Here is a 25,604-nt window from a genome sequence, read left to right on the forward strand (position 1 = left end):
AACCGTCTTTCAGGTTAATCCCTTTGTGAACCGATGCACAAAGTCGGCGGGGTACGGTTGCTCACATGCATCGCATCACCTTGCTCGGCAAACCCGGATGTCACTTGTGTGACGACGCGCGCGAGGTCATCGCCAGGGTCGCGGGCGAGCTGGGCGTGCCGTGGGAGGAGGTCAGCATCGAGTCGTCGGCGGAGCTGACCGAGAAATACTGGGAGATGATCCCGGTGACGCTCGTCGACGGGGTCCAGCACGACTTCTGGCGGGTCGACGAGGCCAGGCTGCGGGCCGCGCTCGAAGCGTGACGGCTCGGGGAGGCGCAGGCCGCGCTCGAAACGTGGCGGCCCGCGCGGCGGAGGCCGCGGTCAGTACGCGACGGTGGGCAGCGGCACCACCTTCGCGGCGTTGACGTCGAGCTCGATGACGTTGGTGGCCAGCACCATCGTCTGCCGCTCGTTGACGAACCGCTCCACGTGCGGCTGGCGCTGGTGGTCGCGGTAGGCGACCTCGTCGCGGTAGAGCTCGTAGACGATGCGCTGCAGCGGGGCCGACTTCACCGCGTGGCAGGCGTACACGAGCGTGTCGGGCTCACCCCTGCGCACGGCCTCGACGGTCGCCTCGGCCAGCCGGTCGAACGCGTCGCCCGCGCCGTCCATGATGGTGAAGACGGTGAGCAGGCCGTAGATGGTGGGCGAGAGCCGGCCCGAGCCGGGCTGCTGCTGCGCGGGGGTGAACACGTCGGCGCCGGGGAAGACCGCGCCGGTGCCGGGCGCCGGCGGTGACAGGTTGTAGTCGGGCCGCTGGGGCGGCGCGCCGTTCATGATGTAGCCGGTCGAGGGCCCCGCGTCGGGCGGCGGCGCCATCCGCGCCGCGTAGTCGACCTCCTGGTCGCCCGCGCGATATTCGGCCACCAGATCCCCCAGGCCCGACGACCTGCGCGGCGGCGCGGGCGACAGGTCGGCCGCCTGCATCGGCTCCGGCATGCCCCTGCGCCCGCCGCCCGGCACCTCGTCGCGGAACATCGGACGGTCGCCGGGCGGCTCCTCGCGGAACATCGGGCGGTCGCCCGGCGTCATCTGGCGCTCGTCCAGCGGCATGGGGCGCTCGTCGCGCGGGACGCGGTCGCCGCGCGGCATCCGCTCGTCCCGCGGCACCCGTTCCTCGCGGCGCTGAGAGCGCTCCTCGCGGCGTGAGAGGCGCTCGTCGCCGTCGGGACCGAAGTCGTCCTCGTCGTCGTCCTCGTACGGCGCCAGCGGCCGCAGCACGGTGTACCAGACCGCCGCTCCCGCCACCGCCAGCAACGCGGTGGTGAACAGCGGCGGCACCGCGAACCGCATCGCCCCCACGAGCGCGAGCCCCGACGGCACGATGACCACGGTCGCGTGCAGGTTGTCGGTGTCGTACTCGTCGCCGTTGCGCCACTTGATCCCGGCCACCACCAGCATCGCCAGCATGAGCAGCACGGCGACGGCGTGCACGGCGATCAGCAGGTAGCCGGGGAAGAGGTTCCAGTGGTTGGACGCGGCCGGCAGCGACCTGCCCATCTCCTGGTTCTTCAGCGGGTCCCACACCATGATGACCACGGTCACGAAGCTCAGCGCGATGCCGGCCAGCCACGCCAGGAACCTCGGCGGCGCCTTCTCCGACAGCAGTTGCACCAGCCCGACCGCCAGCCACAGCGGCGCCAGCAGTGATCCCGTCACCTGGTAGACACGGAAAGTGACACCGCCGAAGCCGATGAGGTAGCCGAGGCCGATCACGCCCAAGGCGAGACAGAGCGCCACGACTGCAACGGTCCAGGCGACAAGCCATCCCTCAGGGTCGTCGCGCAGCCGTTGGATCAGGGCACCGGCCGCGACGGCGGCCAGGAGCGCGCCGGCGAAAGCTATGACAGCAACGAGGATCTCCATGGTGACTCCAATGCTGCCGGACGATGCCTCCCAGCCGGTAGCCGAAGAGGGAACGGGTCGGTCCAACACGGTATCTGCCGATTACGGCTAGTCATGCCATCACGCTGTGGATTGTGGAATTTCCGGTTGATTTCTAGAGTGTTCGAGCACGCCGCACCCCTTACCCCTAGGGATACCGGATGCCTGACTCGTCGCCGTTCGCCGGGCTGCTCGCTCCAGCCGTCGCTGGACCTGCCCGGACGGGCGAGCTCGTCGTGCACGAAGACGTGCCCGACGACCTCCGCATGCTGGTGATGCACGCCAAGAACGGATGCACGCAATCCTTTGGCACGCTCTACGACCGCTACGTCGACCTCGTCTACCGCTACATCTACTTCCGGGTGGGCTCCCACCCGCTGGCGGAGGACCTCACCAGCGAGACCTTCCTGCGCGCGCTGCGCCGGATCGGCGACTTCACCTGGCAGGGCCGCGACTTCGGCGCCTGGCTCGTGACCATCGCGAGAAACCTGGTGACCGACCACTTCAAGTCGGGACGCTACCGGCTGGAGGTCACCACGGGTGAGGTGATCGACGTCCCGCTCGACGGCTCCCACATCCCCGAGAACGCCGTGGTCACGGCCATCATCAACGACCGGGTGCTGCGTGCCGTACGCGATCTCAATCCCGAACAACAGGAGTGCGTCGTCCTGCGCTTCCTGCACGGCCTCTCGCTCGCGGAAACCGCGCTGATCATGGGGAAGAAGAGTGGAGCGATCAAAGCGCTGCAGTTCCGGGCCGTACGGTCGCTGGCCAGAGCTCTCAAGCACGACCTGGCGTAACCTACGCCGACCGCGCGTCGTTAGGCCCTTGTCACGAGCGGAAAGGCCCAGGAGTTCGCATGAGTAGTGCGCGCAGGCGGCGGGAGCGCGTGCTCGATCACCTCACCGAACTCCAGGAGCTGCCGATCGGCGCTCCCCAGCCGGCCTTCAAGGAACGCCTGCGGGCGGAGCTGCTGTCGCTCGCCCACGAGCAGGACGAGCCCGTCGCCGAGCGCGCGCACCGCCGCCGTCCCGCGCGGCGCCGGCCGCTGCTGTCCCAGCTCGCCGCCGTGGGGCTGGTGGCGGCGATGATGGTCTCCTCCTTCGCCACCTACCAGGCGGTGCCCGGCGACTCGCTCTACCCGCTCAAGCGCGCCGCCGAGACCACGCTCGTCCGGCTCAGCTCGGGAGCGGAACGCGGCGAGCGCGAGCTCGACTCGGCCAAGACCCGCGCCAAGGAGGTGGCCACCCTGCTCGGCTCCACCACCACCGACGCCCCGCTGATCGACAAGACGCTGAAGGACATGGAGGAGTCGACGCGCGTGGGCGTCGAACGCCTGGAAAGGACCGAGCCGCGTTCACCGAAGATCAAGAAGTTCGCGCGGGATCAGCAGGAGGTCGTCGAACCCATGTTGGACCAGCTCGGAGAGGCCGACCTGGCCCGCGCGGAGGACTACCTCGACTACATCGAAGGTCTGGTCGCGCCCGAGTAGGTAAGTAAGCTGAAGCCCATGTGGCGGCTTATGCGACGACGACAGGAAGTGCAGCCCGAGGTCGCAGGCGAGGCCGCGGCGCTGGCGGCGGTCACGGTCGCGCCGATCACGCCGGTCGAGCCCGACCTGGAGGCCGCGGCCTTCTTCGACGTGGACAACACGATGATGCGCGGCGCGTCGATCTACCACTTCGCCAGAGGCCTGGCCACGCGCGGGCTGTTCACCACGTCCGACCTGTTCAAGTTCGCCGTGGGGCAGGCGGTGTTCCGGCTGCGCGGCAACGAGAACCCCGAGCACATCGCGGTGGCCAGGGAGACCGCGCTGGCGTTCGTGGCCGGGGCCAAGGTCGACGACGTCGTACGCCTCGGCGAGGAGATCTACGACGAGGTGATGGCCGACCGCATCTGGGGCGGCACCCGGCTGCTCGCCCAGAGCCACCTCGACGCCGGCCAGCGGGTCTGGCTGGTCACCGCCACCCCGGTCGAGCTGGCCAGGGTCATCGCGCAGCGGCTCGGCCTGACGGGCGCGCTCGGCACCGTCGCCGAGACCAGCAACGGCGTCTACACCGGGCGGCTGGTCGGCGACCTGCTGCACGGCCCCGCCAAGGCGGAGGCGGTGCGCGCGCTGGCCCGCAGGGAGGGGCTCGACCTGTCGCGCTGCACCGCCTACAGCGACTCGGCCAACGACCTGCCGATGTTGTCCCTGGTCGGCGAGGCCGTGGCGATCAATCCGGACAACGAGCTGCGTGAGCACGCCAGGAAGCACGACTGGCCGATCAGGGACTTCCGCACCGGGCGCAAGGCCACGATGACGGCGCTGCCCATCGCGGCCGGCGTGGGCGCGCTCGCGGGCGGCGTGGCGGCGGGCATCGCCCTGCGCCGCCACTACCGCGGCCGCGTCTGACCCCTGGGTGCGCCTGACGAGGAGCCCCCGCGAGGCTCCCCTACTTCAGCGACCCGAACAACTTGCCCGCCTCCGGCTGCTTCCACTGAAGCCTGAGGCGGTCGTCCGGATGCGGGCCCGTGGGCACCACCTTGAGGCTCACCTTGGTCTCCGCGAGCTGGGTGCCGAGCTGGTACATCTCCTCAACGGTGAGATCCGTCTTCACCGATCTGCGTACCACGTCGAGGAAGCCCTGGAGCTCGGCCGGGTCCGCGACGGCCGTCTGCGCCTTCTTCAGCAGCGCCATGACGACCGTGCGCTGCCGCTTGATCCGGGACAGGTCGGAGCCGTCCCCGTAGTAGCGCAGCCGCACGTACCCGAGGGCCTTCTCGCCGTCGAGCACCTGCTCGCCGGCGCGCAGCCGCAGCTTGGCCTTCGGCTCGTTCACCGGCGCCGGCACCTTGACGGTGACGCCGCCGAGCGCGTCCACCATGTCCTCGAACCCGGCGAAGTCGACCGCCATCGTGTGGTGCAGCCGCAGGCCGGTCAGTTTCTCCAGCGTCGTCCTGAGGCACGCGGCGCCGCCCTCGTCGTACACGGCGTTGATCATGACGGTCCTGGCCGGGCCTGACGTGCACGGGGCGGCCCGCACCAGCGAGTCGCGCGGGACGCTGACCGCGGTCGCCCTGCCCCGGTCGGCCGGCACGTGGACGATCATGATCGTGTCGGCGCGCTGGCCCGTGTTCCTGCTCGACGGGCCGTACTTGGCGTTGCCCTCGCCGTCGCGGGTGTCCGAGCCGATCAGCAGCACGTTGACGGCGCCGCTCACGTCCACCGCCTCGCCCCCGGCCGCCGGTCCCGCCGGTCCGCGGTGCGAGAGGAGCACCGTGGGCACCGCGACGGCGCAGACCGTCGCGACCGCGACCAGGCCGGCCGTCCACCAGCCGGTCCACCGGCGGCGGGGCCGGCTGTGCAGGTATCGCGTGCGCTGGCGGACGAGCGTGGGCGGCGGCCCGTGCTCCAGCTCGGCCCCCAGGTCGCGGAGCAGCTTCAGGTCGTCCATCGTCACTCCTCCTCCATGGGGTTGATGTCGCCGAGCGCGGCGCGTACCTTCCGCCTGCCCCTGTTGAGGCGGGAGCGCACGGTCCCGACGGGAATGCCGAGCGCCCGCGCGACCTCCTCGTACGTGAGATCGCCCCAGGCGATCAGCAGCAGCACGTCGCGGTCCTTGGCGGGCAGCGCGGCCAGGGCGCCGGCCAGCTCACCGCGGACGGCCTGGGCGCTCACCCCCGCCGCCACCCGGTCGGCCGGCGACTCCACCTCCGCCTCCACGGGGGCGCGCAGCAGAGCCCGGTAGCGCGTCGCCTCGGAGCGGTGGTGCCGGGCGACGAGCTTGGTCAGGATGCCGAACAGCCACGGCCGGGCGTCCGGGTAGGACAGGTCGTAGCTTCTCCGCTTGGAGAAGGCGATCAAGAACGTCTCACCGACGAGGTCCTCGGCCGGCCCGGGGCCGAGGCGTTTGGAGACGTACCGGTAGAGCATGGCGGAGTAGCGGTCGAAGAGCTCGGCGAACGCCTCGGGGTCGGACCACGAGGCGCTCACCAGCTCCGAGTCCACACCCCTGACGGCGGGTTGCGTGATCATCTCCGCCCTTCTGTGGGGGATCGGTCACGGATGTCTCTCCACAACCCGCCCAGCGGGTTCAGATCTCCTTGAGCTGGCCCCCGTCGACGACGACCTCGGCGCCGGTGGTGCCGCCCGAGCGGGGCGAGACCAGCAGGGCGACCGCGTCGGCGATCTCCTGCGGGTGCACCAGCCGGCCGGTGGTCAGGTTCATCATCGCAGGCGCCACCTCCTTGATCACGCTGTCCCTGTCGGAGCCGACGAATCCGGCGAACACCTCGGCGGCGCCGCCGTCCTTGGTCCACCAGTCCGTCAGCACGGGTCCAGGCGAGACGGTGTTGACCCGGATCCCCTGCGGCCCGAACTCCTCCGACAGGGACTTGCCGATCGCCAGCACGGCCGCCTTGGCGGCGCCGTAGTCCACGTTCATGGCGCTCGGCTGCCTGGCCATGGTGGAGGACACGTTGACGATCGAGCCGCCGCCCCGCTCCAGCATCACCGGGACGGCGGCGCGGATCATCCGGACGACCGCGAACAGGTTGAACTCGAACATCGCCCGCCAACCGGCGTCGTCGGGCGTCAGGAACCCGGCCCGCGGCAGCGTCACCCCGGGCGGCGGGCCGCCGGCGTTGTTGACCAGGATGTCCACCCCGCCGAACTCCCGCACCGCGTGGGCGACGACCTGGGCGGGCGCCTCCGGGTCCATGAGGTCCACCGCGACGTGACTCACCTTGGCGTCGGGCACGGTACGGGAGGCGGCGACCACGTGGGCGCCCTCCCCGGCCAGGGTGCGGGCGACGGCCAGGCCGATGCCCTTGGACGCGCCGGTGACGACGGCGACGCGGCCGGAAAGCTGCAGATCCATGAGGGTTGTCCCTTTCGGTGTTCAGTCGATCGATCCGCAGAACACCGCCGGGGGCCGTCCGGTTGCACCCGGTCTTCGCCCGGCCGGTCAGAGGAAGGGCGGGAAGGCGTGACCCCTGCGCAGCCGCAGCTCGTTGAGCAGCTGCTGGATGACCTCGCGCACGTGGTCGGTGATGTTGAAGACCAGCATGGGGTCGTCGGCGGCCGACGGGTCGTACTCGTCGGTCCTGATCGGCTCGCCGAACTCGATCATCCACTTCGACGGCAGCGGCACCAGGCCGAGCGGCCCGAGCAGCGGGAAGAACGGAGTGATCGGCAGGTAGGGCAGGCCCAGCAGCCTGGCCACCGTCTTCAGGTCGCCGATCTTGGGGTAGATCTCCTCGGCACCCACGATCGCGGTGGGCACGATGGGCACCCCGGCCCTGATGGCGGAGGCCACGAAACCGCCGCGGCCGAAGCGCTGGAGCTTGTAACGCTCGGAGAAGGGCTTGCCGACGCCCTTGAAGCCCTCGGGGAACACCCCGACCAGCTCGCCCTTGCGCAGCAGCCGGTCGGCGTCCTCGGGGCAGGCCAGCGTGTGACCGGTCTTGCGGGCCAGGTGGCTGAGGAAGGGAAGCTGGTAGACCAGGTCGGCGCCGAGCAGCCGGAGCGCCCGGCCGGCCTCGTCGTGCAGGGCGACCTGGAGCATCAGCGCGTCCATCGGCAGCGTCCCCGAGTGGTTGGCCACGATCAGGGCGCCGCTGTCGTCGGGGATGTTCTTCAGCTCGACGGGCTCGACCCGGAACCAGTGGTTGTAGAGCGGCCTGATGAGCTCCAGGACGACCTTGTCGGTCAGCTCGGGGTCGTAGCCGAACTCGTCGACCTCGTAGTCGCCGGTGACCCGCCTGCGCACGAAGGCCAGCAGCCTGGCCATGGGCTCGGGCTCCGCGAACGAGGGCGCCGCGCTGATCGGGATCACCCGGCCCTCCTCCTCGTGGGGAACGCTCACGGCCGGGCACCTCCCAGCGGGCGCAGGTCGTGGGAGCGCAGGAAGTCGTCGAAGGCCGCGGCGGTGCTGAACTTGGGCTTCCAGCCCAGCTCGGCCTCCAGCCTGGCGGTGTCGACCGCGCGGCCGTGGCACAGCAGCCTGACCTGTTCGGGTGAGTATTCGACCAGGCCGGCCCTGCGCGCGGCTCCGCCCAGCACGCGGAAGGCGGACGAGGGCAGCGGCAGTGACAGCCGCCCCGCCCTGCGCGCGCACTGCGACAGCAGCAGCACGCCTGCCCCGGCCACGTTGAACGTGCCGGGGTGATGCTCGGTGGCCATCCGGCGGAGCACCTCGACCGCGTCGTCCTCATGGATGAACTGCAGCCGCGGGTCGAAGCCGAACACGCTCGGCAGCACCGGCTGGGTGAAGTAACGCGTCAGCGGCGAGTCGACGCCTGGACCCATGAAGTTGGCGAAGCGCAGCGACGACACCGTCACGTCGGGACGGCGCCGCGCGAAACCCCGCACGTAGCCCTCGACCTCGGCCGCGTCCTTGGCGTAACCGTGGACGGGGCCGTCGTGCGGCTCCAGATCCTCGGTGAACACCGCTGGATCGCGGGGCGACGAGCCGTAGACGGCGGTGGTGGAACGCACCACCACACGTCGCACGGTCGCCGACCGCTGGCACGCACCGAGCAACTGCATGGTGCCGATGACGTTGTGCTCCTTCATGGCGGCCCTGCCACCACTCCGTGAGGGAGCGCTGACGAGGCTCATGTGCACAACGGTGTCGATGTCCGCGGCCGCGATCACCTGAGCGATGTCGGGGCTGCGCAGATCCACCCGGACGAACTCCGTCCGGCCGAGGGAGCTGTCACCGTCCCGCGTCAGCGAGGGGGGCGGTACGGTGTCCACTCCGATGACACGGCTGATGTCCGGGTCTGCCGCCAGGGCACTCGCCACCCGGGCGCCGATGTGGCGCGAGACCCCGGTGACAAGCACGGTGTGGGTCATCAGCGCCTCGCAGCTGCGTCGGTTACTTCTTGTTGCGCCGCTGGATGCGCGTCTTCTTGAGCAGCTTGCGGTGCTTCTTCTTAGCCATCCGCTTGCGGCGCTTTTTGATCACAGAGCCCACGGGACCCCCAGGTACTGATAGCAAGTCTGAATCGATGTGCGAGCGCACACCGGCTCACAGACTACCGGCGATCCACGGTAGATCGCCCATCGGGGGGCGAGAGCCCGGTCGCATCAGCGGCAACCGGGCCTCTCCCGCGACAGCATTCACGACACGACCGGGCGTGTCGCTACATCAACCTGCCTCGATGTAGGCCTCCCGCAGATAGTCGTGTACCGCCTGCTCAGGCACCCTGAACGAGCGGCCGACTCTGATGGCCGGCAGCTCGCCGGAGTGGACGAGCCGGTACACCGTCATCTTGGACACCCTCATGACCGTCGCCACTTCTGCGACGGTCAGGAACTTCACCTCGCTGAGAGGTCTTTCGCCTGCAGCCATCGGACGCCTCTTCCGCACGTGTTTCCGGGTTATCCCCACTGGTGCCATTGCTCACGCACGTGTACTGCCGTCAGCGTAAGTCGGGACTCCGAGTGCGCAAACCCCCTATTTTCTCAGTTGCCGGAGCCACCTGTCAGCCGAACCAGCAAAATCGCTGGCCAGCAGCCCGGCCGAGCACCTCACCTGGACGTTGGAACTGTCCAAGTTGCCACACATAAGAGTCGCCGGAGCCCTGTCAAAAGTTGGCAAAGGGACAGCGAGCCTCTTGGAATGCAGGCGCGAAAAGACGGTATGGGGAGGACCGAATTAGACAGGAAGGGCTTGTGAGACTCTTGTGACCAATCGATCGGTCAACGGAGCGTAGTAGCGGGGTAGCACGTTGTCGTCGAGTGGCACGACGACGTCAATCTTGCCTTCCGCTTCCCCGACGAAGAGCCCGGGGTCGTTGCAGTCGGCGAAGGCCACAGTCGGCACACCCGCCTCTCCTGCCGCTCCCGCCCAGCCGTGGTCGGCGATCACAAGGTCGGGAAGGTCGCCGTCGAGCTCGCCGAGCATGTGCCGCATCGGGTCGGCGTCGTGCGTGTGCACCAGCGCGCCCTTGTCGTCGAGCATGGCGACGTCCTGGAGGTATCTGATCCGCCGCGGCCGGCCGAAACCCGACCCCGCGTACGTCCATCCCTCGCCCGGCGTCAGCAGCCGCGCGCCCTTCGCCACGCACAGGGCCGCCAGCGGCAGGTGCACGGCCAGCAGGCCCGTGGGGTGGCCGGTGGCGAACAGGAGCCGCGCGCCCGGCCGGGCCAGCACCGCGGCGATGCGCTCGGCCATCGCGTCGATCGCGTCGATGGTCAGCTCGGGGTCGATGGTGTCCTGGCCCCAGCGGTGGCCCGGGTCGGCGACCACGCCGGCGGACTTGGCCATCAGCGCCAGGATGTCGCGGTAGGACCACGGCTGGTCGAACGTCAGACCCAGCGCATAGTAGGCGTCGCCGTTCGCGAGACTGCTGTAGTGGTCGAGGTTGTTCTCGCGGGAGGTCGCGACATCGCCCGCGATCCGGGTCTGGACAAGCTGTTCACGGAGTTCGTCGCGACTGAGCACTGCATCTTCCTCGTCAGGGCATCGGATCGAGGCCGTGCAGGGGGAACACCGCGTGCCGGGTCGCCATGACCGCACGGTCAATGGGGTCCGCAGGATCATAACCATCAGAGAAGTGATGAAATTCCGGTTTGCGCCCATCCGTCATGGTGAGCGGTGGCGTCTCCCCCGTGCGCTCGCGTACGAACCGGCGCCATTCCTCGCTCGTCGGCGTGGCCGGATCGATCGGGTGCCCGGCCGCCTCGGCGATGAGATGGGTCCACACCCTCGGCACCACCTGGACCAGCTCGTAGCCGCCTCCGCCGGTCGCGAGCCACCGGCCGCCGGCCGTCTCGTGGGCCAGGCGGTGCAGGGCGGCGTACGCGGTGCGCTGGCCGTCCACGCTGAGCATCAGGTTGGCCAGGGGGTCGAGCGCGTGGCTGTCGCAGCCGTGCTGGGTCACCAGGATCTCCGGCCCGAACTCGTGCAGCAGCGGCGGCACCACCGCGTCGAAGGCGCGCAGCCAGCCGGAGTCGCCGCAGCCCGCGGGCAGCGCCACGTTGACGGCCGTGCCCTCGGCGCCGGTCTCCTGGGGGAATCCGGTGCCGGGGAACAGCGTGCGCGGGCTCTCGTGCAGGCTGATCGTCAGCACCCTGGGGTCGTCGTAGAACGCCGCCTGCACGCCGTCGCCGTGGTGGACGTCGACGTCCACGTACGCGATGCGGCTCACGCCCTGCTCCAGCAGCCAGGCGATGGCCAGCGCCGGATCGTTGTAGACGCAGAACCCGCTGGCCGTGGCGGCCATCGCGTGGTGCAGCCCGCCCGCGATGTTGAGCGCGTGCTCGGCCGAGCCCTCGTGGACGGCGCGGGCGGCGGCCAGCGTGGCGCCGGCGATCAGCGCGGAGGCCTCGTGGACGCCCTTGAACGCGGGGTTGTCGGTGGTGCCCAGGCCCACGCCGAGATCGGCCCGGCCGGAGACGGACACGCGCTTGACGGCCTCGATGTAGGGGCGATCGTGGACCAGGGCCAGCTCGTCGTCGCTCGCGGGCTCGCACCCTGCCAGCTCGACCTTGTCGAGGACACCGAGCTCGCGGGCCAGGGCCATGGTCAGCTCGACGCGCACGGGGGCGAGCGGATGGCTCGGGCCGAAGTCGTAGGAGGTGAGAGCGTCGTCCCAGATCACCCGTGCCGACCGGCTCATGCCCAACCCCTCCACGTGCTGCCTCGCCTTGCGCCGACGTTACCGCAGCCACGGACCTCCCGCTGTGGCGCGGGTTCCGCGGCGGCACAGCCCGGTTCGGCGGCCGGAGACGTTCAAGCTCCACCCGGAAGTCGTGACTTATGGTGTCATCGTGCGCATCGCGCGGATCTTACGGAAGATCGGCCGGATCCCCGGGTTCTTCAGACGTCCGGTCGTCTTCGACCGGACGCTGGTGATCGTGCTGGCCTTCCCCGCGGTCCTCGGGCCCCTGCTGATGATCGGCCGGGGCGAGGTGCAGGTCCCCCCGAACGCCTCCCTGCACTACCTGCTCGGAACGGCGCTGCTGCTCACCCGCCGCCGCCACCCGGTGCCGACCGTCGCGCTGGTCCTCGCCGTGGACGCGGTGTTCATCCTGAGCGGGATCGTGACCAACACCAATTTCCCCACGCTCATCGCCCTCTACAGCGTGGGCCGCTACACCAGCGGCCGGACCACCGCGATCACCTCGGCGGCGGCGTACGTCGCCGCCGCCGCCGTCATGACGTTCGGCATGGAGGGCCAGGGGCTCTGGCTGGTGTCCCTGTTCACCGTCGGCGCCACCGTGGGCCTCGGCCAGCTCGTCCGCCTGCGGGCCGAGCTGAAGGACCGCGGCCTGCGCGAGGCCGCCGACGCCGCGGTCAGGGCCGAGCGGCGGCGCATCGCCAGGGAGCTGCACGACGTGGTGGCGCACCACATCACGGTGATCAACGCCCTGGTCGGCGGCGCGCGGGCGACGCTGCCGCCGGAGCAGGAGGTCAGCAGGAACGCCCTGGAGAGCGCCGAGCAGACCGCCAGGCAGGCCATGTCGGAGATGCGCCGCCTGCTCGACGTGCTGCGGGCCGACGGCCAGGAGGGCCCCGACGCGGCGACCGGGGTCGGCGCGGAACGACTGCCCGCGCTGATCAAGGAGGCGAGGTCGGCCGGGTTGCCGGCCAGCCTGACCGTGACCGGCGAGCCGGTCGAACTGCCCGCCACCGTGGACCACGCGGTCTACCGGATCGTGCAGGAGGCCCTGACGAACACGCGCAAGCACGCCGTCAGCGCCAGGGCCAGCGTGCTGCTCGCCTACGAACCGGCCGCCGTGGAGGTCGAGGTGCTCGACGACGGCCTGAAGAAGGACCAGGGCACGCCGGGGTTCGGGCTCGGCGGCATGGCCGAGCGGGTGGCCCTGTGCGGGGGCCAGCTGTCCACCGGCCCCCGGCTGGAGGGAGGATTCCGCGTGCACGCCCGCCTCCCCCTGGAGCGGGCATGACCGCCGCCGGCCCCATCGAGGTGCTCCTCGTCGACGATCACGAGCTGGTGCGCAAGGGCTTCCGGCTCATGCTCGACGCCCAGCCCGACCTGAGCGTGGTCGGCGAGGCGGGCGACGGCGAGCGGGCGGTGGACCTGAGCCGGCGGCTGCGGCCCGACGTGGTGCTGATGGACCTGCACATGCCGGGCATGGACGGCGTGCGCGCGACCGAGTTGATCACCGGGGAGCTGCCCGGCGTGCGGGTGCTCGCGCTGAGCACGTTCGACCTGGACGAGAACGTGGTCGCGGCGCTGCGCGCGGGCGCGGACGGCTTCCTGCCCAAGGACGTCTCCCCCGAGGAGCTGATCGAGGGCGTACGGGTGGTGCACCGGGGCGAGTCGGCCGTCGCGCCGCGCCTGCTGACCCGGCTCATCGGCACGTACGTCCGCACCTCACCTCCGCGCCAGGCCCCCGCGGTGCTGTCCGGGCTGACGGACCGCGAGCGGGAGATCCTCGTCCTGATCGCCCGCGGCCGGTCGAACGCGGAGATCGCGACCGGCCTGTCCGTCTCCCCCTCGACCGTGAAGAACCACGTGACGAGCCTGTTCGCCAAGATCGGCGTGCGGGACCGGGCCCAGGCCGTGATCGTCGCGTACGAGGCGGGTCTGATCCACCCAGGAGAGTAGGACCAGGGTCCTAGATCACGCCGGTGCGAACGGTCCCGGGGCAGGAGGTGATCGGAGCAGCGCGACGGCAGGCTGTGACCATGACCGCTATCCGGGCAACGAACCTGAGCAAGCGCTACGGCGGGACCCTCGCCGTGGCGGATCTGTCGTTCGACGTCGAGCCGGGTCAGGTGACCGGCTTCCTCGGACCCAACGGCGCGGGCAAATCAACCACGATGCGCATGATCCTCGGCCTCGACCGGCCCTCAGGCGGTTCCGTGCTCGTGGGCGGGCGGCCGTACGCGGAGCTGCGGCATCCCCTGCGCAAGGTCGGCGCGCTGCTGGACGCCAAGGCCGTGCACGGCGGACGCAGCGCCCGCAACCACCTGCTCGCCATCGCACAGAGCAACGGCATCCCCTCCTCCCGGGTCGGCGAGGTGCTGGAGACCGTGGGCCTGCGCGAGGTCGCCGGGCGGCGGGTCGGCGGGTTCTCGCTGGGCATGTCGCAGCGGCTCGGCATCGCCGCGGCGCTGCTCGGCGATCCAGAGATCCTGCTGTTCGACGAGCCCGTCAACGGCCTCGACCCCGACGGGATCCTGTGGATCCGCACGTTCATGCGCCGGCTGGCGGCCGAGGGGCGGACGGTGTTCGTCTCCAGCCACCTCATGAGCGAGATGGCGCAGACCGCCGACCACCTGATCGTGATCGGCAAGGGGCGGCTCATCGCCGACACGAGCGTGGCCGAGTTCATCGGGCGCAGCTCGCAGGGTTACGTACGGATCCGCTCGCCCCGGCTGGCCGAGGTCGCCGACCTGGTCAAGGTGGGCGAGCTGCACCCCGACCATCTGCGGGTCACCGCGATGAGCACGCTGGAGATCGGCACGCTCACCGCGCGGGCCGGCATACCGCTGGAGGAGCTGACGTTCGTGCGTCCCTCGCTCGAAGCGGCGTACATGGAGCTGACCAAGGACAGCCTGGAGTTCTCCTCATGACCGACATCCTCAGGTCCGAATGGACCAAGATCCGCTCAGTGCGCTCGACCGTCTGGACGCTGGCGGCCGCCGCGATCCTGCTGATCGGCATCGGTGCGCTCATCAACGCCGCGCAGAAGGGCAGCGTCGACGAGCCGGTCACCGCCGCGACCGCGATCCAGCTCAGCCTGGTGGGAAACATGTTCGCCTCGCTCGCCATGGCCACGCTGGGCGCCCTGGTGATCTCCAGCGAGTACCGGACGGGCGGCATCCGCACCTCGCTCATGGCCGTGCCGAAGCGGATGCGCCTGCTCACCGGCAAGATCGTGGTCTTCACCGCGACGGCGCTGGTCGTCTCGGCGGTCGCCTCGGCCGTCTCGATCCTGCTGGGCCTGCTCATCGCCCAGCCGCCGTCGGTCGATCCGGGCGCGGTCGCGGGGGCGGCGCTCGGATCCGCGCTCTACCTGACCGCCTGCGGCCTGTTCGGGCTGGGCCTCGGCGTCCTGATCCGGCACACGCCCGGGGCCATCGTGTCGGCCATCGCGCTGATGCTGGTGCTGCCGCAGCTGATGTACCAGCTGCCGGGACAGTGGGGCAGGACGGTGGCCGACTACTTCACCACCAACGCCGGCATGATGATCGTGCTGCCGGTCCGGGGCGACAGCGCGCTGGGGCCGTGGAGCGGGTTCGGCGTCTACCTGGTGTGGATCGCCGTCACCGTCGCCGCGGGCGCCGTGCTGCTCCAGCGCCGCGACGCCTGAGCCGTTCCCTTGCCCCGGACCGCCGCGACGCCTGAGCCGATCTTCCGCCTCGGGTCGCCGCGACGCCTGCGGCCCGCTCCCGACTCACTCGGCACGCAGGGCGATCACCGGATCCAACCGGCCCGCCCTGCGCGCCGGCGCCACGCCGAAGAACACCCCGACCGCCGCCGACACCCCGAAGGCCAGCGCGATCGACCACCAGGTGATCGAGGCCGGCACCTCGGTGAACGCCTCGATGGCGAGCGCGCCGCCCACCCCGAGCAGGATCCCGACGAGCCCGCCGATCGTGGTCAGCAGCACCGCCTCGATGAGGAACTGGGCCAGGATGTCGCGCTGTCTGGCCCCCAGCGCCTTGCGCAGCCCGATCTCCCGGGTGCGTTCGCGCACGCTGACCAGCATGATGTTCGACACCCCGACGCCTCCGACCAGCAGCGAGATGCCCGCGATGGCCGCGAGCACGCCGGTGAGCATGCCCAGCACGCTGCCGATCGTGCCGAGCAGCGCGGTCTGCGTGACGGCGGAGAACTGCTCGCCCGGATACCGGTCGCGCAGCGCCGCCGTCACCCGGTCCGACAGCGGGTCGATCTCGTCGGGGCCCGAGGCGCCGACCGCGAGCCCGTTGATCCGCTCGATCCCGAGCAGCCGCTGCGCCGTCGTCACCGGGATGTGGATCTCCTGGTCGCGGGAGAGCCCGAACGTCTGCCCCACCGTCGCGTACACGCCGACCACCCTGAACCTGGCGCCCGCGACCGTCACCTGCCGCCCGATCGGATCCAGGTCGCCGAACAGCCGGTCGGCCACCTCGGAGCCCAGCACGGCGACCCGGCGGCGGGTGTCCACGTCCGTCTCGCTCAGCGGGCGGCCCTTGGCGACCGGCCGCTCGAAGATGTTGACCAGGTTCTGGTCGGTGCCGATCACCGTGACGAACACCTCGGTCCTGCCCACGCGCACGGTCTCGCCCGACTGCAGCGAGACCGTCACCTTCGACGGGTCGCCCACCACCCGCCGCACGTAGGCCACGTCGGCCAGGCCGAGCTTGCTCTGCGTCGGCGCCGCGCCCAGGCTGATCCGGCCGGGGACGACGAGGATGATGTTCGTGCCGAGGCCGGAGATCTGCCGCTCGATCTCATCCTTGGCGCCCGTGCCGATCGCCACCAGGATCACCACGGCCAGCACGCCGATGATGACGCCGAGCATGGTCAGCACGCTGCGCAGCCGGTTCACCCGCAGCGCCTCCATCGCCATGACCAGCGCCTCGGTCGCGTTCACGGCCTCCTCCCCGTCCCGGCGGGCCCGGGGAGCCGGCGCGCCGCCGTCACGGGCCGCCGTCCGCTGCCAGGCCGTCCCGCAGGTGGATCCGTTCGATCAGGCCGTCCCGTACGTGGACCTGCCGCCTGGCGTGGGCCGCGACCTCGGCCTCGTGCGTGACGAGCACCACGGCCACGCCGCCGCCCGCGTTGAGCCGGTCGAGTATGGCCATCACCTCCGCCCCGTTCGCGGTGTCCAGGTTGCCGGTCGGCTCGTCGGCCAGCAGCACCTTCGGCTCGCCGACCAACGCTCTGGCGATGGCCACCCGCTGCTGCTCCCCGCCGGACATCTGCGAGGGCCGGTGGTCCATCCGGTGCCCCAGCCCCACCGACTCCAGCGCCGCGCGGGCCCTGGCGCGCCGCTCGGCCCGTCCCAGCCCCCGGTAGACCAGCGGCAGCGCCACGTTGTCCAGCGCCGTGGTCCTGGCCAGCAGGTGGAAGGACTGGAAGACGAAGCCGATCGTCCGGTTGCGCAGCTCGGCCAGCGCGGCGTCGGACAGCCGGGCGATGTCCACCCCGTTGATCCGCAGCACGCCGGAGGAGGGCCGGTCGAGACAGCCCAGCAGGTGCATGAGCGTGGACTTGCCCGACCCGGACGGGCCCACGATCGCGGTGAACTCGCCCTGGTCGATCCGGAGCGAGACGCCTCGCAGCGCCTCGACGGCCACGCCGTCGAGCTGGTAGCGGCGGGTGAGGTCCACCGCCTCGATGGCGGGTGCGGTCATGGCAGCCGCTGCCCCTCCCGTACGGAGTCCGCGCCCTTGACCACGACCCGCTCGCCCACGGACACCCCGTTCAGCACCTCCACCACGGCGTCGCCCTGGGCGCCGAGCTTGACCACGCGCCGCCGCGCGACACCGTCCGCCACCGCCCAGACCACGCTCTCGCGCCCGCTGGAGACGATGGCCGAGGCGGGCACCGAGACGGCCGACGGCGACTCGCGCACGGTCAGCCTGGTGACCGCGCTCATGCCCGGCTTGGGGGCGGGGGCCTTGGCGCCGTCGTCGAAGGCGCCGCGGCCGAGCCTGAGGCGTACGGGGTAGCTGACGCCGCCCGTCGTGCCCTCCATGGGATTGACGCCGATGCCGGTGACCACGGCCGTGTACGTGGCTCCTGGGACCGCGTCCAGCTCGACCGCGGCCTCGACCCCTTCGCGTACCAGCAGGACGTCCGTCTCGTCCACGTCGGCGTCCAGGGTGAGCCGCGACACGTCGGTCACGGTCACGATGGAGTCGCCGGGCGAGACCGGCACGCCGATCGCGACAGGAGAGCCGGAGCCGGATCCGCCCGAGGGGACGGACGGGAGCTGCTGCCCGCCGCCGGGCAGCCGGCCGAGCAGGCTCTCGACCCCGCCCGGCGCGCCGCCGCCCGAGACACGGCCCAGGCTGACGACGCCGGAGAACGGCGCCTTGATCGTCAGTGACTTCACCGTGCTCTCGGCCGCCTTCACCGCGGCCTTCGCCTGCGTGCGCGAGGCGGCCTGGAGCGAGGCCATGGAGCTGGACAGGCCGCTCGTCACCCCGCTCAGCACGCCGCTGATCGAGCGGTTGAGCTGGGCGGTGATCGAGGCCAGCGCCTTCGTCTGCGCCCTGTGCTGGGTCTGGGCCAGCCCGATCGCGGTGAGCAGTTGCCTGCGGGCCTGCTGGTCCTTCACCTTCCTGGCCTCCTGGCGGGCCTTGGCGAAGTGGGCGGCCACCTGGCGGTCGAACGCGCCGGTGTCGAGGGACGGGAGGCGGACGTCGCCGCCGAAGCTCGCCGGGGCCGGCATCCTGGACGCGCGGCGGGCCTGGCTGAGCTGGTCCTGGGCCTGGGGCGAGCGGATCCTGGCCAGGATCTGGCCCTTGCGGACGCGGTCGCCCTCGCTGACGTGCAGCTTGGCGATCGTGCCCTGGGCGGGAGAGCGCAGTGTCGCGGAGGCGCGCGCGCCGATGGTGGCGGGCGCCTCGACGACCTCGGTGACCGGTGCCCGCCGGACCTCGGCGACCTGGACGGTCGCGGGTTCCTCGGCCGTGCAGCCGGTCAGTGCTAACAGGACGAGCAGCGGGGCCACCCCGCGTCGGACCGTCACGGCCCCATCGTAGGAGCCGGGCCCGCCGCCCTCACAAGCGCCCGCTCGGTCGCTGGGGCGCGGGTGGCCGGGCACAGGCGGTCAGCCGGGCGCGGTGGCCGACCGGGCGCAGGGGTCAGCCGGAGGCGAGTTGGCGGCCGCGGTCGCGGGCGGCCTCGATGGCGGCCAGGAAGGCGGCGCGCACGCTGTGCCGTTCGAGCTCGGCGATGGCCGCGATCGTCGTGCCGCCCGGCGACGTGACGGCCTCACGCAGGATCACCGGATGCTCACCCGAGTCACGCAGCATCACCGCGGCCCCCACGATGGACTGGGTGACCATGTCGAGGGCGGCGGCGCGCGGCATGCCGAGCAGGATGCCCGCGTCGACCATGGCCTCGACCAGGTAGAAGAAGTAGGCCGGGCCACTGCCGGACAGCGCCGTCGCGGCGTCCTGCTGCGACTCGGGGATGCGCAGCACCTTGCCGACCGGCTCCAGCAGCCCCTCGGTCAGCTTGAGGTGCTCCTCGGTGGCGTGCGCCCCCGCCGAGATCACGCTCATCGCCTCGTCGAACTTGATCGGCGTGTTGGACATCACCCGCACCACCGGCACCTGGACGCCGAGCCGCTGCTCGACGAAGGAGGTGGTGATGCCGGCCGCGGCGCTGATCACCAGCCGCTCAGGAGCCACGTAGGGGGCGATCTCGGCCAGCAGCGTCGCCATGTCCTGCGGTTTGACCGCGAGGACGAGGGTGTCGGCGGACTTGGCCGCCTCGGCGTTGGAGACGGTGCGCACGCCGTAGGCGTCACGCAGCGCCTGCGCGCGCTCGGCCCTGCGGGTCGTCGCCATGATGTCGCCCGGCTTGAGCCCGGCGCGCAGCAACCCGGACAGCAGGGCCTCGCCCATCTTGCCCGTGCCCAGAATCGCGATCATTTCGGCCCCTCGATGAGTGGAACGCTGGTCTGGCAGCCTATCCGCTACCGCCGCGAGACCAGGGAGCGCAGGAAGAAGGCCAGGTTGCGGGGGCGCTCCGCGAGGCGGCGCATCAGGTAGGCGTACCAGTCGGCGCCGTAGGGGACGTAGACGCGCACCCGGGAGCCGAGCCCGGCCAGGCGGGTCTGCTCCTCGGGGCGCACGCCGTACAACATCTGGTATTCGAAGCCCGTCGTGTCGCGGCCGTCGAGCACGGCCAGCGTGGAGGCGATGCGCAGCAGCCTCGGGTCGTGCGTGGCGACCATGGGGTAGCCGGTGCCGGCCATGAGGACCTTCAGGCACCGGACGAACGAGCGGTCGATGTCGGCGGTCCTGCGGTAGCCGCCGGGGGCGGTGTAGGCGCCCTTGCAGAGCCGTACGCGGGCGGCCCCGATCTTCTCGCAGCGGTCGAGCGAGTCGGGCAGGTAGGCCTGCACCACCACGCCCACCTCGGGATGCTCCCTGCGCAGCACCGCGTGCACGGCGTGCAGCCCGGCGATCGTGTCGTGCTCCTCGGCGTCGAGCGTGACCGTGACGCCCTTCGCCTCGGCCGCCGCGCAGATGGCGGCGGCGTTGGCGGTGGCCAGCCGCTGGGAGAGCCGCAGGCCCAGCGCGGTGAGCTTGACCGACACGTCGGCGCCGGCGGGCAGCAGGTCGAGCAGCGACACGTAGGTGGCGACGGCGGCCCCGGCCTGGTCCTCGTCCGTCACCCCCTCGCCGAGGTGGTCGACGCTGACGAGCAGCTCCTGGCGGGTCAGCGCGCCGACGACGGCGCCGACGTCGCTCGCGACGTAGCGCCTGACCACGTCGGCGGTCAGCGGTGAGGTGGTGACGAGCCGCTCGGCGCGCGGGCTCTTGGAGAGGGCGAGCATGGCCTGACGGAGCACACGATCCACACTAATCAGTCGGCCTGCCGATCGTGCGCCGCCACCTCGCAACTCCTGCTCTGACCAGGATCCGGCCGGGGAGTTGAACCGGCGGCGGGCGCGGTCCGTCGTAGGGGTATGCGGACAATGACAGCGACTCTCCTGACCGGATGCCTGGTGCTCGCCGCGGGCTGCGGCACGACCCCGCCGGTCGAGCGGGCCTCCTCCTCGACCCCGGAGAAGCCTCCCGTCGTGTCGGAGCCGGTCACCACCTCTCCCACGAAGCCGCCCGAGGCGGTCAAGCCGACGGGTGACGCCCTCAACGTCCACAAGGTCCGCTGGACCAAGGCCAAGCCGGTCTCGAAGGGCCGCAAGGTCCAGCTCACCTGGTGGTCGGGGGTGGAGCCGTGCACGGTGCTCGACCGGGTCAAGGTGAAGGAGACGGGCAAGCGGGTCACCGTCACCCTGTACGAGGGCACCGGCCGCAAGGCGAAGAACGTGTCCTGCATCATGATCGCGATCGAGAAGACCACGACGGTCACCCTGAAGAAGGCCCTCGGCAAGCGGAAGCTCGTGGACGGCGCGAAGTGACGGTGTCCCGGTGACGGTGCCCCAGTGACAGCGCCCCGGTGACAGCGCCCCGGTGACAGCGCCCCGTGCCGACCGAGGCGACGTCGGCCGGTGACGACCCGAAGTGACGGCGCAAAGTCCTGACATGTCCACTTACGGACAACCGTAGTGACAAATGATCGATTTGTTGCGATACATCGATCAGAACACCCCGCCGCCGGGCCCGCCGCCGGCGAGGTCGCACTCCCTTGGAGGGCATGAACGCCCGGGTCACGTGAGCCATCTCCTACGCGGACCCCGGTGCGCGCCCACCGCGCCGGGGTCCGCCCACGTCCCTCAGCCGCTCACCGTCTTCATCTCCTTGCACCCCTTCGGCGGGACGGGCGGCCCCTCGGCCCAGCCGGTGCTCACGTGGCGGGCGGCGAACATCAGGGGCGCCCCCTTGGCCTCGCCGCCGATCGCGCGGCCCGCGTAGGAGACGTCGGCGAGCCACTCCCCTGTGCTGACGTCGATGATCCGCCGCTGGTAGGGGAACGGCTTCCGGGACAGTTGCTCGCTGAAGACGTGGTCGAGCTCCCCGAAGTCCAGCGACAACCCCCTTCCGCCCAAGGGGCCTCGCACCTCGCCCACGACCTTGGTGAGGGGCGAGGCGGCCAGCAGGCGGATGAGCGCGGCCCGCTGCGCCGGGCCGATCGGCGCCGCCAGCAGGTTGGAGGCCGCGGGCAGGAACTCCTCGAACGCCGGCTTGGCGTCGCGGCCGGCCCACTCCTTGTGGAAGGCGCGCAGCCAGGCCATGAGCGCGTCTTGACCGGTGGGCAGAGCCGCCAGTTCGGCCACGGTCAGGCGAGAGAACACGTTCTCGCTCACGCCTCCTCTGGTGTCTGTCCGGGTGTAGCTGCAGTAGTCATGCCCCCCCTTGATCTCCACCTCGCCGCAGAACCCGCCGTCGCCACACTGGACCGTGATCTTGTCCGGCGATCCCGCCGCCCGCCAGGCTCGCTCGTCCGCCTCCGTGAGCGGGTTCATCATGTAGCCGGGCCGGGACACGAGGAGCTTCGGCCCGCCGGGCTTACGCGGCAGCCACCGATCCTGGCGGAAGGTGCTCAGGAACGTGTATCCGCCGGGCGCGTACACGTAGGATCCCCAGAGCTCCACGGCGCGCCAGTAGGCGCCCTTCTCCGCGGGCAGCCGCTCGATCCGGTCCGCCAGGTCGTAGAGCGCCTGGTTCGGGCGCGTGAGCACAGGGGCGGAGGGCGGGGCCAGGTTCGTCACGAGGGCGAAGACGAGCCCCACGACCGTCACGGTGACCGGCGCGGCCCACCACGCCCGCATCCACCGCCTCGTCGCCCGTACGCCTGCCCGTCCCGGTGCGTGTGTCCCGCTCGCGACCCGGGCACGGGCGCGGGCCACCACCTCCGGAGCCGGCGGGCGCGCGTCGGGAAGGGCGCGGTTCAGCAGCTCGAGCTCATCCATCGACGTCCTCCTTCAGCGGATTCACATCGCCCAGCACCGCGCGCAGCTGCTTGCGGGCCCGGTTCAGGCGGGAGGCGACGGTTCCGTACGGGATCTCCAGGGCGGCCGCCACCTCGGCGTGGCTCAGCCCGGCCAGCGCGACCAGCAGCACCACGTCGCGGTCGCGCGGTTTCAGCCCGGCCAGCGCCCCCGCCAGCGGCCGGGCGAAGCGGGCGGCGGCGACCCGGTCGAGCACCTCGTCCTCATGGCCGGCGGCCTCGCGCTCGGCCGCCCGGCTGATGGCCTTCCACCGCCTGATCTCGGTACGCCGGTGCCGCGCCACCAGGTTGGTCGCGATCCCGTACAACCATGGTCTGACCGCGCCCATCGCGGCGTCGTACCCGCCACTCACGGCCACCACGAAGACCTCGGCGGCGAGGTCGTCGGCGACGTCCGCGGAGAGCCTGCGCGCGATGTAGCGGTGGATCTCCGCGAAGTGGGCGTCGAAGAGATCGGGCGGAACCCCTAACCGCGCGGGTCCGTTACGTGAGTTGTGCACTGTCACGCCCGTTCTTGCCCGGAATTCAGGAATGCTTTCACGCTCACGAGGGTTGAGTCGGGTAGGCTCAAGTCGTTTGACAAAGACGACACGCATCCATAGGTTGAGTCCAACAGACTCAACTTTGACCACAAGGACGTACTCATGGCACGTGCGGTAGGTATCGACCTTGGGACGACCAACTCCGTCGTCTCGATCCTCGAGGGCGGTGAGCCCACCGTCATCGCCAACGCGCAGGGCTCGCGGACCACGCCGTCCGTGGTCGCCTTCGCGAAGAACGGCGAGGTCCTGGTCGGTGAGGTCGCCAAGCGGCAGGCCGTCACCAACGTGGACCGGACGATCCGCTCCGTCAAGCGGGAGATGGGCACCAACTGGTCCCAGGAGATCGACGGCAAGAAGTTCTCCCCGCAGCAGATCAGCGCGTTCGTGCTGCAGAAGCTGAAGCAGGACGCGGAGGCCTACCTGGGCGAGAAGATCACCGACGCGGTGGTCACCGTCCCCGCCTACTTCAACGACGCCCAGCGCCAGGCCACCAAGGAGGCCGGCACGGTCGCGGGGCTCAACGTGCTGCGCATCATCAACGAGCCGACCGCGGCGGCGCTCGCCTACGGGCTCGACAAGGAGCAGGACCAGACGATCCTGGTCTTCGACCTCGGTGGCGGCACCTTCGACGTGTCGCTGCTCGACGTCGGCCAGGAGGACGGCCACGGCTTCGTCGAGGTCAAGGCCACCTCCGGTGACAACCACCTGGGCGGCGACGACTGGGACCAGCGCGTCGTCGACGAGCTCGTCAAGCGCTTCCAGAACGCGCACGGCGTCGACCTGGCCAAGGACAAGATGGCGCTCCAGCGCCTGCGCGAGGCGGCCGAGAAGGCCAAGATCGAGCTGTCCAGCCAGTCCGAGACCAACATCAACCTGCCCTACATCACGGCCTCCTCCGAGGGTCCGCTGCACCTCGACGAGAAGCTGACCCGCTCCGAGTTCCAGCGGCTGACCGCCGACCTGCTCGAGCGGACCAAGGGCCCGTTCCACCAGGTCATCAAGGACGCCGGCATCAAGGTCGCCGACATCGCGCACGTGGTGCTCGTCGGCGGCTCGACCCGCATGCCCGCCGTCTCCGAGCTGGTCAAGGAGCTGACCGGCGGCAAGGAGCCCAACAAGGGCGTCAACCCGGACGAGGTCGTCGCCATCGGCGCCGCCCTGCAGGCCGGCGTGCTCAAGGGCGAGGTCAAGGACGTCCTGCTGCTCGACGTGACCCCGCTGTCGCTGGGCATCGAGACCAAGGGCGGCATCTTCACCAAGATCATCGAGCGCAACACGACGATCCCGACCAAGCGCTCCGAGGTCTTCACCACGGCCGAGGACAACCAGCCGTCGGTGCAGATCCAGGTCTACCAGGGCGAGCGCGAGATCGCCTCGTACAACAAGAAGCTGGCCACGTTCGAGCTGACCGGCATCGCGCCGGCGCCGCGCGGCATCCCACAGATCGAGGTCACCTTCGACATCGACGCCAACGGCATCGTCAACGTCTCCGCCAAGGACCTGGGCACGGGCAAGGAGCAGACGATGACGATCACCGGCGGCTCCGCGCTGCCGAAGGACGACATCGAGCGGATGATGCGCGAGGCCGAGTCGTACGCCGAGGAGGACAAGAAGCGCCGCGAGGAGGCCGAGGTCCGCAACAACGCGGACGGTCTGGCCTACCAGACGGAGAAGTTCCTCCGCGAGAACGACGACAAGGTCCCCGGCGAGATCAAGACCGAGGTCAACGATGCCCTGGCCGAGCTGAAGAAGGCTCTGGAGGGCACCGACACCGACGTCATCCGCACCTCGGCCGAGAAGCTCGCCACCGTCAGCCAGAAGATGGGTTCGGCGATCTACGCTCAGAGCCAGGGTCAGCAGGCCGGCCCCGAGGGCGCCCCGCAGGACGCCACCACCGGCCAGGGTGACCAGAAGGCCGACGACGACGTGGTCGAGGCCGAGATCGTCGACGACGACCAGCCGAAGAAGGACCAGTGATGCCACCGCGTGAAAACGGGCACGAGGAGCCGGTGATCCGCGACAACCGCAAGATCGACCCGGAGACGGGCCAGGTTCGACAGGCGCCGGCGGCGCCACAGGAGGTGCCGGGCGACGTGCTCGAGCCGCAGGATGGCGAGCTGGCGGCCCAGCTCGCCGAGCGGACCGCAGACCTGCAGCGACTCCAGGCGGAGTACACCAACTACCGCCGCAGGGTCGAGCGCGACCGCGTCGCGGTGCGCGAGCAGGCCGTCGCGGGGGCCCTGTCGGACCTCCTTCCCGTGCTCGACGACATCGGCCGGGCCCGCGACCACGGCGAGCTGACCGGCGGCTTCGCGAAGGTGGCGGAGTCGCTGGAGTCGGCGCTCACCAAGCTGGGCCTCAGCTCCTTCGGGCAGAAGGGCGACCCGTTCGACCCGACGGTCCACGAGGCGCTGATGCACAGCTACTCGACCGAGGTGAGCGAGCCGACCGCCGTCGAGGTGCTGCAGCTCGGATACCGCATCGGTGACAGGGTGCTGCGCCCGGCGCGGGTGGCCGTCGCCGAACCCGAGGACGCCCCAGCCGCGTCCAATGACGACGACAACTGATCACAAGGACGAAGGGCCGT

At 70.8% G+C, this 25,604-nt stretch carries 28 protein-coding genes; 11 read left to right on the forward strand and 17 right to left on the reverse strand.

The features are described from left to right. The first annotated feature begins 65 nt into the window (after positions 1 to 65). Entirely contained in the window at positions 66 to 302 is a 237-nt protein-coding gene (locus tag OIE67_RS45195; protein WP_326632137.1) for a glutaredoxin family protein, read from the forward strand. A 60-nt stretch (positions 303 to 362) separates the two neighbouring features. Here the strand turns inward: OIE67_RS45195 and OIE67_RS45200 are convergent, their stop codons facing one another. Next, a complete protein-coding gene (locus OIE67_RS45200; protein WP_326632139.1) occupies positions 363 to 1,907 on the reverse strand; it encodes a putative quinol monooxygenase in 1,545 nt (514 codons plus the stop codon). 179 nt (positions 1,908 to 2,086) lie between these two features. On the opposite strand from OIE67_RS45200, the gene OIE67_RS45205 reads away from it, so the two are divergent. The 3 genes from OIE67_RS45205 to OIE67_RS45215 are packed head-to-tail and all read left to right on the forward strand — an operon-like array spanning position 2,087 to position 4,320. After that, a complete protein-coding gene (locus OIE67_RS45205) occupies positions 2,087 to 2,725 on the forward strand; it encodes a sigma-70 family RNA polymerase sigma factor (protein WP_106246146.1) in 639 nt (212 codons plus the stop codon). Positions 2,726 to 2,784: 59 nt separating this feature from the next. Then, positions 2,785 to 3,417: a DUF5667 domain-containing protein gene (locus tag OIE67_RS45210; RefSeq protein WP_326632141.1), complete on the forward strand. Its 633-nt coding sequence runs from the start codon at positions 2,785 to 2,787 to the stop codon at positions 3,415 to 3,417. A gap of 30 nt (positions 3,418 to 3,447) precedes the next feature. Continuing rightward, on the forward strand, positions 3,448 to 4,320 hold the full coding sequence (locus tag OIE67_RS45215) for an HAD family hydrolase (protein WP_326632143.1): 873 nt from the start codon (positions 3,448 to 3,450) through the stop codon (positions 4,318 to 4,320). 40 nt (positions 4,321 to 4,360) lie between these two features. Here OIE67_RS45215 and OIE67_RS45220 read toward each other — a convergent pair whose 3' ends face one another. From OIE67_RS45220 to OIE67_RS45260, 9 genes are all read right to left on the reverse strand, one after another. Further along, complete coding sequence (locus OIE67_RS45220) at positions 4,361 to 5,362, reverse strand: LCP family protein (RefSeq protein ID WP_326632144.1); 1,002 nt, start codon at positions 5,360 to 5,362, stop codon at positions 4,361 to 4,363. 2 nt (positions 5,363 to 5,364) lie between these two features. Then, the gene (locus tag OIE67_RS45225; RefSeq protein WP_326632146.1) at positions 5,365 to 5,943 is read right to left on the reverse strand and encodes an RNA polymerase sigma factor; all 579 of its coding nucleotides are present in this window, start codon (positions 5,941 to 5,943) and stop codon (positions 5,365 to 5,367) included. 58 nt (positions 5,944 to 6,001) lie between these two features. Beyond that, entirely contained in the window at positions 6,002 to 6,787 is a 786-nt protein-coding gene (locus OIE67_RS45230) for an SDR family NAD(P)-dependent oxidoreductase (RefSeq protein ID WP_326632148.1), read from the reverse strand. A gap of 87 nt (positions 6,788 to 6,874) precedes the next feature. Further along, positions 6,875 to 7,774: a lysophospholipid acyltransferase family protein gene (locus tag OIE67_RS45235; protein WP_393274426.1), complete on the reverse strand. Its 900-nt coding sequence runs from the start codon at positions 7,772 to 7,774 to the stop codon at positions 6,875 to 6,877. Further along, positions 7,771 to 8,766, reverse strand: coding sequence for an NAD-dependent epimerase/dehydratase family protein (locus OIE67_RS45240; RefSeq protein WP_326632150.1), 996 nt, complete (start codon positions 8,764 to 8,766; stop codon positions 7,771 to 7,773). The genes OIE67_RS45235 and OIE67_RS45240 overlap by 4 nt, the downstream gene beginning before the upstream one ends. 22 nt (positions 8,767 to 8,788) lie before the next feature. After that, entirely contained in the window at positions 8,789 to 8,887 is a 99-nt protein-coding gene (locus OIE67_RS45245) for a 30S ribosomal protein bS22 (protein WP_018654693.1), read from the reverse strand. 174 nt (positions 8,888 to 9,061) lie between these two features. Continuing rightward, positions 9,062 to 9,265, reverse strand: a complete 204-nt coding sequence (locus tag OIE67_RS45250) for a helix-turn-helix domain-containing protein (protein WP_043629748.1) — start codon at positions 9,263 to 9,265, stop codon at positions 9,062 to 9,064. A 306-nt stretch (positions 9,266 to 9,571) separates the two neighbouring features. Further along, positions 9,572 to 10,360, reverse strand: coding sequence for a phosphatase (locus OIE67_RS45255; protein WP_326632203.1), 789 nt, complete (start codon positions 10,358 to 10,360; stop codon positions 9,572 to 9,574). A 13-nt stretch (positions 10,361 to 10,373) separates the two neighbouring features. Then, entirely contained in the window at positions 10,374 to 11,537 is a 1,164-nt protein-coding gene (locus OIE67_RS45260) for an acetoin utilization protein AcuC (RefSeq protein ID WP_181307990.1), read from the reverse strand. 151 nt (positions 11,538 to 11,688) lie between these two features. On the opposite strand from OIE67_RS45260, the gene OIE67_RS45265 reads away from it, so the two are divergent. The 4 genes from OIE67_RS45265 to OIE67_RS45280 all read left to right on the forward strand — a co-directional run bounded on the left by OIE67_RS45265 (position 11,689) and on the right by OIE67_RS45280 (position 15,204). Next, complete coding sequence (locus tag OIE67_RS45265) at positions 11,689 to 12,828, forward strand: sensor histidine kinase (protein WP_326632205.1); 1,140 nt, start codon at positions 11,689 to 11,691, stop codon at positions 12,826 to 12,828. Beyond that, positions 12,825 to 13,493, forward strand: a complete 669-nt coding sequence (locus OIE67_RS45270; protein ID WP_326632207.1) for a response regulator transcription factor — start codon at positions 12,825 to 12,827, stop codon at positions 13,491 to 13,493. The genes OIE67_RS45265 and OIE67_RS45270 overlap by 4 nt, the downstream gene beginning before the upstream one ends. 80 nt (positions 13,494 to 13,573) lie before the next feature. Further along, the gene (locus tag OIE67_RS45275) at positions 13,574 to 14,464 is read left to right on the forward strand and encodes an ABC transporter ATP-binding protein (RefSeq protein ID WP_326632209.1); all 891 of its coding nucleotides are present in this window, start codon (positions 13,574 to 13,576) and stop codon (positions 14,462 to 14,464) included. After that, complete coding sequence (locus OIE67_RS45280) at positions 14,461 to 15,204, forward strand: ABC transporter permease subunit (RefSeq protein WP_326632210.1); 744 nt, start codon at positions 14,461 to 14,463, stop codon at positions 15,202 to 15,204. The genes OIE67_RS45275 and OIE67_RS45280 overlap by 4 nt, the downstream gene beginning before the upstream one ends. Before the next feature lie 84 nt (positions 15,205 to 15,288). On the opposite strand, the gene OIE67_RS45285 is transcribed toward OIE67_RS45280, so the two are convergent. The 5 genes from OIE67_RS45285 to OIE67_RS45305 form a co-directional block, all read right to left on the reverse strand. Continuing rightward, positions 15,289 to 16,473 carry an ABC transporter permease gene (locus tag OIE67_RS45285; protein ID WP_326632212.1) on the reverse strand — a complete coding sequence of 395 codons (1,185 nt, stop codon included), beginning with the start codon at positions 16,471 to 16,473 and terminating at the stop codon, positions 15,289 to 15,291. 46 nt (positions 16,474 to 16,519) lie between these two features. Continuing rightward, positions 16,520 to 17,236: an ABC transporter ATP-binding protein gene (locus OIE67_RS45290; protein ID WP_326632215.1), complete on the reverse strand. Its 717-nt coding sequence runs from the start codon at positions 17,234 to 17,236 to the stop codon at positions 16,520 to 16,522. Beyond that, positions 17,233 to 18,579, reverse strand: a complete 1,347-nt coding sequence (locus tag OIE67_RS45295) for an efflux RND transporter periplasmic adaptor subunit (RefSeq protein WP_326632217.1) — start codon at positions 18,577 to 18,579, stop codon at positions 17,233 to 17,235. Before OIE67_RS45295 ends, OIE67_RS45290 begins: the two co-directional genes overlap by 4 nt. Before the next feature lie 115 nt (positions 18,580 to 18,694). Next, positions 18,695 to 19,489, reverse strand: coding sequence for a pyrroline-5-carboxylate reductase (gene proC, locus OIE67_RS45300; protein ID WP_106246122.1), 795 nt, complete (start codon positions 19,487 to 19,489; stop codon positions 18,695 to 18,697). 44 nt (positions 19,490 to 19,533) lie between these two features. Continuing rightward, positions 19,534 to 20,415, reverse strand: coding sequence for a proline dehydrogenase family protein (locus tag OIE67_RS45305; protein ID WP_326632220.1), 882 nt, complete (start codon positions 20,413 to 20,415; stop codon positions 19,534 to 19,536). Between the two features lie 126 nt (positions 20,416 to 20,541). On the opposite strand from OIE67_RS45305, the gene OIE67_RS45310 reads away from it, so the two are divergent. Next, a complete protein-coding gene (locus OIE67_RS45310; RefSeq protein ID WP_326632222.1) occupies positions 20,542 to 20,985 on the forward strand; it encodes a hypothetical protein in 444 nt (147 codons plus the stop codon). 315 nt (positions 20,986 to 21,300) lie between these two features. Here the strand turns inward: OIE67_RS45310 and OIE67_RS45315 are convergent, their stop codons facing one another. Beyond that, positions 21,301 to 22,437 carry a hypothetical protein gene (locus OIE67_RS45315; RefSeq protein ID WP_326632223.1) on the reverse strand — a complete coding sequence of 379 codons (1,137 nt, stop codon included), beginning with the start codon at positions 22,435 to 22,437 and terminating at the stop codon, positions 21,301 to 21,303. Next, positions 22,430 to 22,981, reverse strand: a complete 552-nt coding sequence (locus OIE67_RS45320) for an RNA polymerase sigma factor (RefSeq protein WP_326632225.1) — start codon at positions 22,979 to 22,981, stop codon at positions 22,430 to 22,432. Before OIE67_RS45320 ends, OIE67_RS45315 begins: the two co-directional genes overlap by 8 nt. Positions 22,982 to 23,119: 138 nt before the next feature. On the opposite strand from OIE67_RS45320, the gene dnaK reads away from it, so the two are divergent. Together dnaK and grpE are read left to right on the forward strand one after the other, a co-directional pair. After that, the gene (gene dnaK, locus OIE67_RS45325; protein WP_106246118.1) at positions 23,120 to 24,994 is read left to right on the forward strand and encodes a molecular chaperone DnaK; all 1,875 of its coding nucleotides are present in this window, start codon (positions 23,120 to 23,122) and stop codon (positions 24,992 to 24,994) included. Next, entirely contained in the window at positions 24,994 to 25,584 is a 591-nt protein-coding gene (gene grpE / locus OIE67_RS45330) for a nucleotide exchange factor GrpE (RefSeq protein ID WP_326632228.1), read from the forward strand. Before dnaK ends, grpE begins: the two co-directional genes overlap by 1 nt. The last annotated feature ends 20 nt before the right edge of the window (positions 25,585 to 25,604 follow it).

Origin of the sequence: Nonomuraea fuscirosea (assembly GCF_035917475.1) — a bacterium.
GTDB lineage: Bacteria > Actinomycetota > Actinomycetes > Streptosporangiales > Streptosporangiaceae > Nonomuraea > Nonomuraea fuscirosea.

Excerpts from the sequence above, each read along its gene's own strand:
- OIE67_RS45260 (WP_181307990.1), bottom strand. The coding sequence starts at position 11,537 with ATGAGCCGGTCGGCACGGGTGATCTGGGACGACGCTCTCACCTCCTAC.
- OIE67_RS45225 (WP_326632146.1), bottom strand. The coding sequence starts at position 5,943 with ATGATCACGCAACCCGCCGTCAGGGGTGTGGACTCGGAGCTGGTGAGC.
- OIE67_RS45310 (WP_326632222.1), top strand. The coding sequence starts at position 20,542 with ATGACAGCGACTCTCCTGACCGGATGCCTGGTGCTCGCCGCGGGCTGC.
- OIE67_RS45215 (WP_326632143.1), top strand. The coding sequence starts at position 3,448 with ATGCGACGACGACAGGAAGTGCAGCCCGAGGTCGCAGGCGAGGCCGCG.
- grpE (WP_326632228.1), top strand. The coding sequence starts at position 24,994 with ATGCCACCGCGTGAAAACGGGCACGAGGAGCCGGTGATCCGCGACAAC.
- OIE67_RS45210 (WP_326632141.1), top strand. The coding sequence starts at position 2,785 with ATGAGTAGTGCGCGCAGGCGGCGGGAGCGCGTGCTCGATCACCTCACC.
- OIE67_RS45275 (WP_326632209.1), top strand. The coding sequence starts at position 13,574 with ATGACCGCTATCCGGGCAACGAACCTGAGCAAGCGCTACGGCGGGACC.
- OIE67_RS45290 (WP_326632215.1), bottom strand. The coding sequence starts at position 17,236 with ATGACCGCACCCGCCATCGAGGCGGTGGACCTCACCCGCCGCTACCAG.
- OIE67_RS45200 (WP_326632139.1), bottom strand. The coding sequence starts at position 1,907 with ATGGAGATCCTCGTTGCTGTCATAGCTTTCGCCGGCGCGCTCCTGGCC.
- OIE67_RS45205 (WP_106246146.1), top strand. The coding sequence starts at position 2,087 with ATGCCTGACTCGTCGCCGTTCGCCGGGCTGCTCGCTCCAGCCGTCGCT.
- proC (WP_106246122.1), bottom strand. The coding sequence starts at position 19,489 with ATGATCGCGATTCTGGGCACGGGCAAGATGGGCGAGGCCCTGCTGTCC.
- OIE67_RS45250 (WP_043629748.1), bottom strand. The coding sequence starts at position 9,265 with ATGGCTGCAGGCGAAAGACCTCTCAGCGAGGTGAAGTTCCTGACCGTC.
- OIE67_RS45240 (WP_326632150.1), bottom strand. The coding sequence starts at position 8,766 with ATGACCCACACCGTGCTTGTCACCGGGGTCTCGCGCCACATCGGCGCC.
- OIE67_RS45220 (WP_326632144.1), bottom strand. The coding sequence starts at position 5,362 with ATGGACGACCTGAAGCTGCTCCGCGACCTGGGGGCCGAGCTGGAGCAC.
- OIE67_RS45270 (WP_326632207.1), top strand. The coding sequence starts at position 12,825 with ATGACCGCCGCCGGCCCCATCGAGGTGCTCCTCGTCGACGATCACGAG.
- OIE67_RS45280 (WP_326632210.1), top strand. The coding sequence starts at position 14,461 with ATGACCGACATCCTCAGGTCCGAATGGACCAAGATCCGCTCAGTGCGC.
- OIE67_RS45195 (WP_326632137.1), top strand. The coding sequence starts at position 66 with ATGCATCGCATCACCTTGCTCGGCAAACCCGGATGTCACTTGTGTGAC.
- OIE67_RS45230 (WP_326632148.1), bottom strand. The coding sequence starts at position 6,787 with ATGGATCTGCAGCTTTCCGGCCGCGTCGCCGTCGTCACCGGCGCGTCC.
- OIE67_RS45315 (WP_326632223.1), bottom strand. The coding sequence starts at position 22,437 with ATGGATGAGCTCGAGCTGCTGAACCGCGCCCTTCCCGACGCGCGCCCG.
- dnaK (WP_106246118.1), top strand. The coding sequence starts at position 23,120 with ATGGCACGTGCGGTAGGTATCGACCTTGGGACGACCAACTCCGTCGTC.